This window comes from Parageobacillus sp. G301 (genome assembly GCF_030268025.1).
In the GTDB taxonomy this organism is placed as follows: domain Bacteria; phylum Bacillota; class Bacilli; order Bacillales; family Anoxybacillaceae; genus Parageobacillus_B; species Parageobacillus_B toebii.
Genome location: NZ_BSDB01000001.1, coordinates 801,686 through 814,542 on the forward strand (window position 1 = coordinate 801,686; position 12,857 = coordinate 814,542).

General features: G+C 41.1%; 10 protein-coding genes, 4 pseudogenes and 1 other annotated feature. Of the genes and pseudogenes, 5 read left to right on the plus strand and 9 right to left on the minus strand.

Features of this window, described 5'->3' with window-relative positions; genetic code table 11:
* Positions 1-140: 140 nt before the first annotated feature.
* The 4 genes and pseudogenes from QSJ37_RS04130 to QSJ37_RS04145 form a co-directional block, all read right to left on the minus strand.
* Complete coding sequence (locus tag QSJ37_RS04130) at positions 141-359, minus strand: hypothetical protein (protein ID WP_062755323.1); 219 nt, start codon at positions 357-359, stop codon at positions 141-143.
* 233 nt (positions 360-592) lie between these two features.
* Positions 593-1,753, minus strand: a complete 1,161-nt coding sequence (gene trpB, locus QSJ37_RS04135) for a tryptophan synthase subunit beta (protein ID WP_285753954.1) — start codon at positions 1,751-1,753, stop codon at positions 593-595.
* Positions 1,754-1,836: 83 nt separating this feature from the next.
* Entirely contained in the window at positions 1,837-2,253 is a 417-nt protein-coding gene (locus QSJ37_RS18035) for a YdbC family protein (RefSeq protein WP_483313577.1), read from the minus strand.
* A gap of 26 nt (positions 2,254-2,279) precedes the next feature.
* Positions 2,280-2,429: pseudogene (locus tag QSJ37_RS04145) on the minus strand (4a-hydroxytetrahydrobiopterin dehydratase); the annotation flags it as partial.
* Between QSJ37_RS04145 and QSJ37_RS04150 the strand changes: the two are divergent.
* Together QSJ37_RS04150 and QSJ37_RS04155 are read left to right on the plus strand one after the other, a co-directional pair.
* Positions 2,423-2,740: pseudogene (locus QSJ37_RS04150) on the plus strand (ABC transporter ATP-binding protein); the annotation flags it as partial. The pseudogenes QSJ37_RS04145 and QSJ37_RS04150 overlap by 7 nt on opposite strands.
* A gap of 106 nt (positions 2,741-2,846) precedes the next feature.
* The gene (locus QSJ37_RS04155; protein ID WP_285753956.1) at positions 2,847-3,479 is read left to right on the plus strand and encodes an ABC transporter substrate-binding protein; all 633 of its coding nucleotides are present in this window, start codon (positions 2,847-2,849) and stop codon (positions 3,477-3,479) included.
* 293 nt (positions 3,480-3,772) lie between these two features.
* On the opposite strand, the gene QSJ37_RS04160 is transcribed toward QSJ37_RS04155, so the two are convergent.
* On the minus strand, positions 3,773-4,084 hold the full coding sequence (locus tag QSJ37_RS04160; protein ID WP_285753958.1) for a cupin domain-containing protein: 312 nt from the start codon (positions 4,082-4,084) through the stop codon (positions 3,773-3,775).
* A 353-nt stretch (positions 4,085-4,437) separates the two neighbouring features.
* Positions 4,438-4,682: a binding site (T-box leader), on the plus strand.
* Positions 4,683-4,730: 48 nt separating this feature from the next.
* Here QSJ37_RS04160 and brnQ point away from each other — a divergent pair.
* Positions 4,731-6,068, plus strand: coding sequence for a branched-chain amino acid transport system II carrier protein (gene brnQ, locus QSJ37_RS04165; protein WP_285753960.1), 1,338 nt, complete (start codon positions 4,731-4,733; stop codon positions 6,066-6,068).
* Between the two features lie 723 nt (positions 6,069-6,791).
* Here brnQ and QSJ37_RS04170 read toward each other — a convergent pair.
* From QSJ37_RS04170 to QSJ37_RS04180, 4 genes and pseudogenes are all read right to left on the minus strand, one after another.
* Entirely contained in the window at positions 6,792-8,369 is a 1,578-nt protein-coding gene (locus QSJ37_RS04170) for a malate:quinone oxidoreductase (protein ID WP_285753962.1), read from the minus strand.
* Positions 8,370-8,837: 468 nt separating this feature from the next.
* Positions 8,838-8,936: pseudogene (locus QSJ37_RS17930) on the minus strand (DDE-type integrase/transposase/recombinase); the annotation flags it as partial.
* Between the two features lie 262 nt (positions 8,937-9,198).
* Positions 9,199-10,353 carry an SEC-C metal-binding domain-containing protein gene (locus QSJ37_RS04175; protein ID WP_285753964.1) on the minus strand — a complete coding sequence of 385 codons (1,155 nt, stop codon included), beginning with the start codon at positions 10,351-10,353 and terminating at the stop codon, positions 9,199-9,201.
* A 403-nt stretch (positions 10,354-10,756) separates the two neighbouring features.
* Positions 10,757-10,994 (minus strand): annotated as a pseudogene (locus tag QSJ37_RS04180) (PTS transporter subunit IIC); the annotation flags it as partial.
* 87 nt (positions 10,995-11,081) lie between these two features.
* Here QSJ37_RS04180 and QSJ37_RS04185 point away from each other — a divergent pair.
* Together QSJ37_RS04185 and QSJ37_RS04190 are read left to right on the plus strand one after the other, a co-directional pair.
* Positions 11,082-12,206, plus strand: coding sequence for an NAD(P)/FAD-dependent oxidoreductase (locus QSJ37_RS04185; protein WP_285753966.1), 1,125 nt, complete (start codon positions 11,082-11,084; stop codon positions 12,204-12,206).
* Between the two features lie 110 nt (positions 12,207-12,316).
* Positions 12,317-12,766, plus strand: coding sequence for a hypothetical protein (locus tag QSJ37_RS04190; protein WP_285753968.1), 450 nt, complete (start codon positions 12,317-12,319; stop codon positions 12,764-12,766).
* Positions 12,767-12,857 lie beyond the last annotated feature (91 nt).

Genomic DNA, 12,857 nt, shown 5'->3' on the forward strand with positions numbered 1-12,857 from the left:
TCGGGCGGCTTTGTGTTAATTGACTTACCAGTCAATCCAATTATAAAAAATATTGACTCACAAGTCAATTGATTTCAAAAAAGGGTTGCATGGTGCTTGCGAAGTGTTGCAAGGGTCCACCAATACCATTTGATGAACGTTCAATCGCCTCCTCCCCCTCCACTATCTCCACCGCCATCGCCGCTGAAATCGCAGTAATCGTTGTGATCATTGCTGGATGAAGTATCATGATAAAACGGCGGAAGCACTTCGCTGCCTCTTCTTTTATTTTCTCTATGTGTTTTCGTTGTATTTGACAGAAAGCCGAAGAAAAAAAGAGCAGCGAATACTCCTAGAACAAAAAGCAGAAAAAATTTCATTCTTCTCACCTCGTTTTCTTCAAACGCTCGTCTCTAAAAAACGATGGCCAGACACGTTAACAGAAATCACAGATTCATAAGTTTAACGATTTTGTTGAATCTCTAGGTTAGATTGGCAGTAGTACGGAAGCGGCTTCTTCTTAATTATTTTCTCAGCATATATCATAAAAAAAACGATTCTGTCGTTTGACAAAATCGTTGAAACGCCGCGCTTTTGGCGGCGTTTGTATTTCTTACTTTAACATATGAAACACTTGCTCAACGTCTTTATCGCCACGCCCTGAAAGATTAACGATTATAATTTGATCTTTATCCAATGTTGGTGCCAATTTTATTGCATAAGCAACCGCATGGGCGCTCTCAAGCGCTGGAATAATCCCTTCCGTTTTCGACAAAAGCTGGAATGCTTCAAGAACTTCCTCATTTGTCACCGTATAATATTCGGCACGTCCGGATACTTTCAGATGGCTATGCTCAGGACCAATTCCCGGATAGTCAAGACCGGCGGCAATCGAATAAGTCGGCTGAGGATTTCCTTCTTCATCCAACAATACTAAGCATTTAAACCCATGAAGCACGGCCGGGACACCTTTGGTAAGTGTCGCCGCTTTTTCCGGCTCGACGCCAATCAGGCGCACGCTTGGTTCATCGATATAATGAGCAAACGCGCCAATCGCGTTGCTTCCACCGCCAACGCAAGCGATGACGACATCAGGCAAACGTCCTTCTTTTTCTAAAATTTGCCGTTTGCTTTCTTCGCTTATAACAGACTGAAAATGTTTAACGATACTTGGATACGGATGAGGTCCAACCGCTGAACCAAGCAAATAGAACGTATCCTTATAGTTTTGAACAAAGTCATTCAACGCTTCATCGACGGCATCCTTTAATCTTCTCTGTCCTTTTGATACCGAAACGACTTTTGCGCCTAAAAGCTCCATGCGAAACACGTTTAATGCCTGGCGTCTTGTATCTTCCTCGCCCATATAAATGGTGCAATCAATGCCAAACATCGCGCAAGCCGTCGCGGTGGCGACACCATGTTGTCCCGCCCCGGTTTCGGCAATTATGCGTTTCGCCCCCATTCGTTTTGCAAGCAAAATCTGTCCGATGACGTTATTAATTTTATGCGAACCTGTATGGTTCAAATCTTCGCGCTTTAGATAGATTTTCGCCCCGCCTAAACGTTCAGTGAGCCGAGCCGCAAATGTAAGCGGATTTTCACGGCCGACATACTCCTTTAAATAAAACTTAAATTCATCGTTAAACGCTGGATCGTCTTTGTACTTGAGAAATTGCTCCTCCAAATAATCAAGCGCTTCCTGCAACTCTGGCGGCACGAAGCTTCCGCCAAATTCTCCGAAATAACCTCTTCTTTGCTGAACTAAACTCATCACTCATCTCTCCTCTGCTTTTCAAACTTTATAATTAGGATATTTTCTTTGCCCATAAAAGTCAATGAATTTTCTGTATTTTCTTACCTATTATTTGTTTTTTGTTTCCTCCAAGCCAGCAGGACGAACACGAAAAGAAAAGCTAGGATTCCAGTCAATACAAAATCCTGCGATGAATGGAGTATCTCGATTGGCATTAGCTTTTCATGGGAAATAAGTTTTTCAACAAATTCTTCTATTAAACTAGTTTTGTAATACGTCCCTTCTTGCCTGCTTCGTTCAAAAATTTCGTCATGTTTATCACTCATAAAGGATTGATAAAAATCAAGATTTTCCCAAAACGCCAATATACACGCTTCTTGCGGCTTTGCAATATTCCAGCCGCCAATTTGCCCGAGAAAACCAGGGCATCCTTTCAAATCGCGCCATTTTTCTTGCGCGGCGGAAAACAAAGCTTTCTTCTCTTCCTCTACTTCACATCGAATCCATTTCAAAAGCATTGCTTTCCCCTCTTACTCTGCGTTGATCATTTCATTTTGTCGTAAACCTCATCATATTTTTTCGCCAGTTCGAAATCGAGCTTCGTGAGTCCTTTCGCTCGCCAAGACGAAATCTTTACCGTGATTAACTTATAATCAATGGAAATGAACGGATGATGGTTTGCTTCTTCAGGTAATATTAATGGACGAACCGTTTGCCGCACTGGACACTTTTAACCGTTATTATTTACAAGACGAACTCTTGCGTCTTCAAGATAAAGAAAAGACAACCATCATTCTTGTGACCCATGATATTGACGAAGCAGTATATTTATCAGATCGGGTGTTGATCATGAGCGCAAATCCCGGCCGAATCCATAGAGAATTAAAAATTGACACCCCAAGGCCTAGAGATCGAAGTCACAGCGACTTCCAATATTACCGAAAGATTATTCTTGAAGAATTTCATTTTCATCGTCCGACCCCTCCCATCGATTATAATATTTAACTAATCTTAACCAAGGTTGTACATAAACTCTTATACACACAAAATTGACCGAATCTTTAGATAGTGTAGTTATACAGCGCAATAATAATAAAGGAGGCATATTTTCATGAAGAAAAAATTAAGGAAACTTATGATTTCTTTATTCATCATGACAGTAGCTTTTAGCCTAACCGCTTGTAATTCCAATAGTGCTCATTCCAACACAAACGGAAAGCGGACCATTAAAATAGGATACTTGCCGATTACCCACGCCCTACCCCTATATATAGAAAAAGAACTAGAAAAAGGCCAGTCCCGGCATTTTAATCTCGAACTCATTAAATTCGGCTCATGGCCTGAACTGATGGATGCACTGAATACAGGACGGATTGATGGAGCAAGCGTGCTTGTGGAATTGGCGATGAAAGCAAAAGAACAAGGCGTTGATTTAAAAGCAGTGGCGTTAGGACACAGAGATGGAAATGTCGTTGTGACTTCCCATAATATTCACAGCGTAAAAGATTTAAAAGGGAAAAACTTTGCGATTCCTCATAAGTTTTCTACACATAATCTATTGCTCTATCGAATCCGTTTAAACGTTACTTATCTCACTTTAAAAGCGGTCCATGGTTCAATGTTACATCATGGAGGAGCCGGCTACTTACAACAAAGCGATCCATCCCGCAGATTAAGAGAATCTTACTTCCTTGCCAATTTAACACCTACGGTTAAACATTTGGAAAAAGTATTAAATAGATAATTGGACTATCCACCCATCATAGAAATTTGGAAAAGGCGAGAAAAGAAAAGGAATCAGGGTTAAACGGCTCTGATTCCTCCTGCTTAACCAATTTTATACTGTCTACTTTTCAGATCACAATGCGGCTGCTTCAACATCGCTGTCTCTCATTTTTCAATAAAGCACCAAACTGCACATCAAGCGAAGTTTGCAACCAGTCGTGTATGCCAGCATTCTGTGATTCTTATCATGAAGGTTAGTCCGTGTAGTAGTTCGTGCCAGCCGAGAACTCAATGAATACGCATGCCTCGTCGTCAACCGCCCATGCATCGTGACCTGGAGGGCAACATCATGATGTCTCCTGAACAGAACTCCTCCTCAGATCCGTCATCCATGACGACCTTTAGACGGTCCGACTGCACGTAGGCGACGTGAGGGAGTAGACAACTCTCCGTCGCAGCATACGGCTTCAGACCTTTGGACCATTTCGCCTCCTTTTCAAAAGTGACACGATGGACCTCGACACCATCAAGATAAACATTTTCCTTCTTGATCAAGCCGTATACCTCCACCTTATCGTGAGTGTTTAAATTCTTCTTCTGCATATGCATAACTATCTTTGCCATATAGTATATCCCCTCTTTCGTATAGAGATATTGGCTTTGACGCAGATTCCCACTTTCCTTTATCGAAAACTTTAAACAAGGTAGAAGTCTTAGCCATGCCCCCTTTAGTCAAGTAAATCTATCAGAATTAATCAAATTATAAAAAAATAAAAGTTGAGTGTAATGAAAAATGCTTTCTAGTATGAATAATTTTATTATTTATAAAATTATTAGTTTTTCATAGACACATGATATTTATAAGCAGGAATATTCCTGTGCCCACACGAAGATCAAGGATCTTTCTTTACAAAAAGAGCATAAACTCTAAAAATATTGACATTTCAGTTTTTCTCTGCTAAATTATCTTCAAATAATAAAAATCAATGACGAGAAGAGTAAGATAGGAGTCCTGATCTACAGAGAGTCGGCGTTTGGTGAAAGCCGATGTTCAGGCCTTATCCGAAGATCATCTCTGAGATGCAAAGCTGAAACAATAGTAAGCTTTGACGGGTTGTCCACCGTTACAATGGAATGCGTATGATTGTACGTGATTGAGAGCCGCATACTTTTTACATATGCGGAATAAGGGTGGTAACGCGGGCGCAAACCCGTCCCTATATGTAGGGACGGGTTTTTATATATTCTAAACAATAAAGGAGAGATTACTTTGAAAAAATTAGACACCTTATCGATTGGATTGATGTTGTTTTCGATGTTTTTTGGCGCAGGAAACCTAATCTTCCCGCCATTCTTAGGTGCTGAATCCGGTACTTCCTACTGGCTGGCCATGTCAGGATTTATTATTACCGGCGTTGGCCTGCCATTTATAGTGCTGTTTGCTGTTTCTCTCGTAAAGGGCGGTGTTCAAACCATCGGGGATCGTGTTCATCCGGTATTCAGCATAGCCTTTATGGTTATTATTTATCTATGTATCGGACCATTTCTGGCCATTCCGAGAAATGCAACTGTTGCGTATGAAATGAGCGTTACACCTTTCCTTAGCGAATCGTGGAAGAACTCATCTTTGTCCTTATTTTTATATACGGTTATTTTCTTTTCCCTTGTCTATGTGATAAGCTTAAACCCTTCCAAAATGGAAAAATACATGGGACGTTGGATCACTCCGATCTTGCTTTTATCGATGGTTATCTTGTGTGCAGTTGGGTTTGTTAAGCTGGATGCACCGCTTCAATCGCCATCAGAAGCCTATCAAACCGGAGCATTTTTTAAAGGGTTCATTGAAGGATATAACACAATGGATGCCTTAGCCGCATTGGCCTTTGGAATTGTCATTCTCACCTCCATTCAACAAAGAGGAGTGCAAGACAGTAAGAAATTAACAGAATATACTTTGAAAGCCGGTATGATTGCAGGGGTATTGCTCGCGCTAGTATACGTCAGTCTTGGATTGATTGGAGGAAAAATGGCTGCAAACGGGCCGTTTGAAAACGGCGCGGATATCCTGTCCTCTGCTTCAACGCTTTTATTGGGACAAAGCGGCACAGCTTTGCTTGGGTTCATTTTTACGTTAGCTTGTTTCACAACAGTGGTGGGATTAACAGCAGCCTGCGGCCAATATTTTTCAAATCTCATTCCAAAAGCAAGTTATAAATCAGTAGTATTCGCCGTTACTCTAGTAGGCTTCACTCTTTCAAACTTAGGATTAAACCAAATACTTAAAGTATCAGTGCCGTTCCTTGTCACGGCGTATCCATTGACAATGGTATTAATCACCCTTACCTTTTTTAACCGTTTCTTTAAGAATTCGAAAAAAGTATACAGAAGCGCCATGTTATTTACTGGCGTATTTGCCGTGATTGGCGGATTAAACGCATTTGGTTTGGACTTGGGTCCACTTCAAACCATAAGAGATATTCTTCCTCTTTCATCCGTTGGGTTAGAATGGATCGTGCCGTCACTTGTCGGTACAGGTTTAGGAATCGTTTTAAGCAAATTCAGCAAGAAACAGGATGCACCAGAACAGGTTGATGTAAAAGTTTCGTAGTTTATTAGAAAAACATAAGCGCCTTGTTTACACCCAACAAACATAAGACGGATTCTGTGGGAAATCCTTGAAAAACCGCTCTTTCCTTCATGCAAGGAGCTGCTTCTGAAGCACTCCTTGTCCTGATTTCCGCAAGGAGCCGTCTTATAACATAAAAAATAAAAAAGAAAAGGAACCTTTGCATCATTCCGATGACGAGCGTAATTTTACTGATACCTGACGACTTCTGATGCCGCCGAAACACATATTGGAACGCCGAAAAAGCAACTGTTCATCATCCACAAGCGATTGTTGTCCCCATGTGGCAGCCTATCATGAGGCATGGGCCTCCTTGTGGGAATGGTTTGGCGGCAAATATCCAGCCAAGGTGTCTGGTTTATGTCTCGCTTTTTTGTTTATTTGTATCAAGTACAGTTATATAAACAAAGATAAATTGACCTAGGGAGTAGAACATGAAGCATTTTTTGCTCCTATTTTTTGTAACACGGTTCACCGCAGCTTCTCTAACTGCGAATTCGAAAAAAAGAACCTTTAATCCAAAGATGGATCAAAGGTTCTATGTTTTATTTTCAATCATATTCTATTATTCTGTAATTTTTATATATTACCTCTGTTTTATAATCATTGACTTTTCAATCTCTTTATCATAAAAATAATTGTCCATTGATGAAAAGTGTTGTTTAAACTTTTTCATTCAATATCTTTGTTTCTGCATCCAAAGAATTAACTATAAACCAGTTCTTTTTCGCTTACATCAGAGACCGGTTCTTTTTCGTTTAGACCGAGCGTCTCTGCTGTTGAAGCATGAAGTTCTTGGAAAAGATCTGGGTTTTCCACTAGTGACACACCATAAGAAGGAATCATTTCTTTAATTTTCGGTTCCCACTCTTTCATATGCTGTGGGAAGCATTTTTTAATCACCTCAAGCATTACGTGTACGGCAGTAGAAGCACCAGGAGAAGCGCCGAGCAATGCAGCGATCGAGCCGTCTGCGGCACTAACAACTTCCGTGCCAAATTGAATCGTTCCTTTACCGCCAGCTTCAGTATCTTTGATAATTTGCACACGTTGGCCCGCGACGACTATATCCCAATCCTCTGATTTAGCCGTCGGGACAAACTCGCGCAACTCTTCCATGCGCTTTTCTTTCGTTAACATAAGCTGCTGGATCAAGTATTTTTCCAAAGAAAAGTTTTTAAAAGCTGACGCCAACAAAGTTCCGAGATTGTGCAGTTTTACGGAAGCAAACAAATCCATATTTGAACCATTTTTTAAGAATTTAGGCGAGAAACCTGCAAACGGTCCAAAGAGCAACATTTTTTTGTTGTCGATATACCGTGTATCAAGGTGCGGAACAGACATTGGAGGAGCACCGATTTTAGCTTTACCGTAAACTTTTGCATGATGTTTCTCCACAACTTTTGGATTATTACATACCATAAATAATCCGCTTACAGGGAATCCACCAATATGTTTGCCTTCTGGAATACCAGATTTTTGAAGCAAATGCAGACTTCCCCCGCCAGCTCCAATAAATACGAATTTAGCCTTATGGATTTCAACAGAACCGCTATTGAGATCCTTCACTTTCAATTCCCACAGGCCGTCGCTGGTACGTTGAATATCCTTAACACTATGATTGTAGTTTATTTCGACATCTTTCCTCTTTAAGTGGTCAAACAACATGCGCGTTAAAGCGCCAAAGTTAACATCCGTACCTGAGTCGATCTTGGTTGCCGCGATCGGTTCATTCGATGTACGGCCTTCCATTATAAGCGGCATCCATTCTTTCAGTTTTTCCGGATCATCAGAAAATTCCATTCCCTGGAATAATGGGTTATTTGATAGCGCTTCAAAACGTTTCTTTAAAAATCTCACATTATTTTCCCCTTGAACTAAACTTATGTGGGGCAACGGTCTAATGAATTCCTGCGGATTTTGTAACAGATTGTTTTTTACAAGGTAAGCCCAAAACTGTCTGGAAATTTGGAACTGTTCATTAATTCTTATAGCTTTGCTAATATCAATAGATCCATCCGGTTTCTCAGGTGTGTAGTTAAGCTCGCATAGTGCGGCATGCCCCGTTCCCGCATTATTCCATTCATTAGAGCTTTCTTCTCCTGGTTTGTCGAGCTTCTCAAACACTTTAATTTCCCATTCCGGTGCTAATTCTTTCAACAGTGTCCCTAAAGTCGCACTCATGATTCCTGCACCAATTAAGATAACGTCTGTACTAGTTTGTCTGTTACTCATTTTTCTCATCCTTACCCCCAATATTTTACAGAAAAGATGCAGGCGCACCTGCCTAAGTCAAAGCTATCCGGGGTCCTCGCCACACATCTTTTCTGCACAATCATATCTATAGTATATCACTATCTGATTATAAGTATATCATTATTTAATTAATAGTATATCATTATTGTTTACAGATTTATATATACTATAATCAACTTTTTTGTACAACTAACATACTAATTGGCCATGTTACATTTATATTCCTTCTAAAAACGAAATATCAAATTAATTATAAATATTCTGATAAATAACAATATTTTTGTTATTTATCCTTAACATTGGTTATTGTTGTTAACAAGTTAACAACCTCACTTACTTATGTTACGGTTCACCGTAACATTAGATAACCTGTCTCCTTGTACTTAGGTTGAATTAGATCTCTAGTTCATTAATTGGTTGAACTGGAGATCTTTTAAGTTTGACAATCTCGAGGTTTGGTTTCTTTTGAATTAACTGATGTTAGTGTAGATTATAGACACAATTACGGGAAAACAAATCCATGATCAAAGCTAAATACAGCCATCCTTCTTTCGTCCAAATACACGTGATATCCGCCGCCCACACTTGATTCGGCTCATTAGCAAGGACAAAAGCCGCAATGCATCTCTCCACAAGTCACGATATAAGGGGCATCTTTCCTCTTGAGAAGGGAAGGGTTTACCAAACCGTTCTCCTTCTCAAGAGGCCACCAAAAGAAATGTGGTAGTAGGATTTTTAAATTTTCCTCGATTTCACGTGTCTATTTTCTTGACATAATACCATTCGATGGTTGAACGTATTTGTGGGCGATCCACTTGAGATAAAACAAACCTTTTAAGTTAACGTCCTCTCTCCCCTATGCCCCGCAGCATTTCTTATATTTCTTCCCGCTCCCGCACGGGCACGGATCATTGCGTCCGATTTTATTTACGTTGCGATAAGGGACTTTCAGGGGGAGTTGATGTTGCAGTTGTTCATATCTCTTTTCTTTTTCGAGAGCTATTTGTCCCCATTTCTCGAGATTCGGGTGCTCGATCCCCATCACCCGATAAAAACCGTATGCTATAAGCTCTGTATCAATCATAGCAGCATTCCGTCTTTTTCCCATATATTCGTTAATTTCCGGCAGCGCTTCTTCGGAAAGCTGTTGGCAAAGCGCTTCAAACAGCAATGACTTTATATCGTCATCCATTTCCCGTCTGTAGGCGTTTTTCAGCACGTCAACGGCAAGCGTGGATTTGGTATTGGCAAGCACAGAAATCGCAAAAATAACGGATTCTTGTTTCTCTACATACGGCGCAACCGCCTTGACAACGGCATCCGACTGAAACCCAATTAACGCCGGAACAACTTCTTCCAAAAGAATATCATCATCCTTGACTAACAAACTAGCCAGCAGCGGAATGTGCTTTTCTAGCTTCAATCGTCCGGCGGCGTACACGGCAAAAACGCCAGCAAACGAAAACCATTCTTCTTTTTCTGCTTGCAAAATATCATCAATCTCCGCCTCGGTCATCCAGCCATTCCGGACAAGCGCGGCAGCAATTTTTTTCGTTCTTCGAAACTGCAAATCGTTATAGGAAACATTCTCCTCCAACAAAGCCAGCATGCGCTCATATTCGCGCCATACCTCTTCCTTTGTTCCATGCAACAGAAGCTCATACAGTTCCCATGTCCCATTAGAAATATATGGCTTTAATTCTGCTTTATATTTGACCGCCAATGCGGGCTCGACATTGTCCAACAAGTTGAAATACGAACGGGCTTCCCAGGCCTTTTCCCCCTTCAATCCTTCGATCAGCAGCAGCAAAGCCCTTTCGCTTAACGAATGATTCCGCAAATCCCATAATATTGCTCTATGTTTCCCATGCGAACGCACCGCCTTTTCGATTAGCCGCTCCGTCCACTCGTTCGGAACGTGTGGATATTCCTCGAGCGCTTGCAAAACGAATTGCTGAACGATCGGATCGCCACTGACGACATACGGTTCTATCTTTTGCAAAAATGCCATGTTTTCATTCTCCTTTTGTTCATCACTATTTTCATGTTCGTTAACCGAGAATAACCGTTTAGTGGTAAATCATCAAAGGGTTCGACTTCTACTCATGTTTCTCTCCTATTTATTTTTATTCGACCCTTGTAGAAGAGTCCCTCTATTAAAATAAAACTTGCTTCCCTCGAGCGTGAAAAAAAGATTTCCATTTATCGACAAATCGAAACGCCACCCTTTTGGCACGTTTGTATTTCTTTGTATTATAGCATATGAATTACTTGCAAACAGCACCAGACACTGTTCTTTCATAATTTCTTTATCTAAATCTTGAACCCACTCCAACACCTCCATCAAAGCGGGAATGCGTTCGCGGGCAAAGCGTTCATGAAACCAGCTTCTTGCATCAAGCACACGAAGCTGTTTACAAAAATAGTTTAATTAAATATCCCAACAAAATCTCAAAATCCGAATCTCCGAACGTCGTCCCTTCAAACCCAAACGAGCCAAGGACTGGGAGCAAGAGCGCTGGTAAGAAAGAGATTAAAATTCCGTTGGCAAATGCCCAAAAAACGGGCGCCTCGTCTGCCGCCTGTGGCGTTGCTGAATACTCCTGCTGCTTCGGTGAAAAAGTGCAGAATTAACCCGGGAACGATCCCCTTAGAAATGAACTCTTACTTCTTTTCGCAAACGCTTCATCATGTGCTATTCTAATGATGGAAAAAGAAAAAATAGAAAAGGTGTTTTTTATGAAATCATACATCGTCGTTGGAGGAGGAATTTTAGGAGCGTCTACCGCTTATCACTTGGCCAAAGAAGGAGCAAAGGTAACATTAATAGATAGAGGTGACAAAGGCCAAGCAACAGATGCTGCGGCTGGAATTGTTTGTCCATGGGTTTCCCAGCGTCGAAATAAGCGTTGGTATCGTTTAGCGAAAGGCGGAGCGAGATTTTATCCTGCTTTAATCGAAGAACTGAAATTCTATGGTGAAACGGAAACGGGATATGAGCGTGTAGGAGCAATCTGTCTTCATACAGATGAAGAGAAGCTTCAAAAGATCAAGGAAAGAGTATTACAACGTCGTGAGGACGCACCAGAAATCGGCGAAATTACGAGATTGTCTCCGGAGGAAACAAAAGCACTATTTCCACCATTAGCAGAGGAGTATAGCTCCATTCATGTCAGTGGCGCCGCTCGCGTCAATGGAAGAGCACTTCGCAACTCCTTAGTTCGGGCAGCGCAAAAACTTGGGGCTGCTTATATCAGAGGAAACGCAAAACTTATCCATAAAGGTGCACAAGTAATCGGTGTCGAAGTAGAAGGAAGACAATATGTAGGAGATGCCGTCATCGCAACGGCTGGTGCGTGGTCAAAAGAGCTGCTTCTACCGTTAGGCATTGAATTTTTAGTAGTGCCGCAAAAAGCACAAATCGTTCACCTTGAAAGACCAGAACAGGATACAGACAATTGGCCCGTTGTCATGCCACCAAATAATCAATATCTCCTTGCCTTTGAAGATGGCCGTATTGTCATCGGAGCCACTCATGAAGATGACGTCGGCTTCGATTGCAGAATAACGGCTGGTGGATTGCACGAAGTATTAGACAAAGCTTTAACCGTAGCTCCAGGGCTGGCAAATTGTACTCATCTTGAAACAAGAGTTGGTTTTCGTCCATACACTCCTGGGTTTCTTCCGGTCTTTGGTGCGCTTCCAGGTTTTAAAGGCATCTATGTGGCCAACGGATTAGGCGCATCCGGGCTGACAGCTGGTCCTTACTTAGGTTCTGAACTGGCAAAGCTCGTGCTCGGAAAACCAACAGAATTAGACCCTTTGGACTATGATGTCGCTGGCGCCATTAAGAAAATAGAATAAAACATCCGGAGTCAATAAGAAGAACACCATCGTAATTCGCTTTCTGTTTGGGCGACCGAACGGCTACTCAGGCATAAAATCCAATAGAGAATTGACTAGGGGAGTAAAACATGAAACATAATACAAAAGATAAAGATAAGGTATTGAAATGGATTAATGAACAATTCAGCTTTTTCCAGTTTGACTCAGATCCAGTTTATAAGACAATCCTTTATTTCAAACTCGACAATCCTGAATATGCCCCAGAAATCGAAGTTTATGTGCGTAAAACAACAGAGGAAATGGAATTCGGGTTTGAAGCGACTCAATGGGATGGGTACATGCCCGCTCCTTATCCTTCTATTTATCCAAAATACTCCACTCCGCTCGATAGTTTAAGAAGTCTTGAGGAAGAAGAAATGAAAGAGAAAATACTTGAGTTATTGATGAAGACCATCAACTCTAGAAAAAGGCAATATCGAAAATGCCAGTTTTGCGGAAAAAGGGTAGCAAAGCAACATCGATTTGATAAAAGCACTTGTCATCGTTGTGCTTCGAAACACTTTGGTATAGTATACTAATTTCATTTGACACTTGGGTTGTAGAATTCAAATCCAAATAGAGATAAATTGGATTTATTTATGAATATTGAAATGATTTTTAATAACCCTA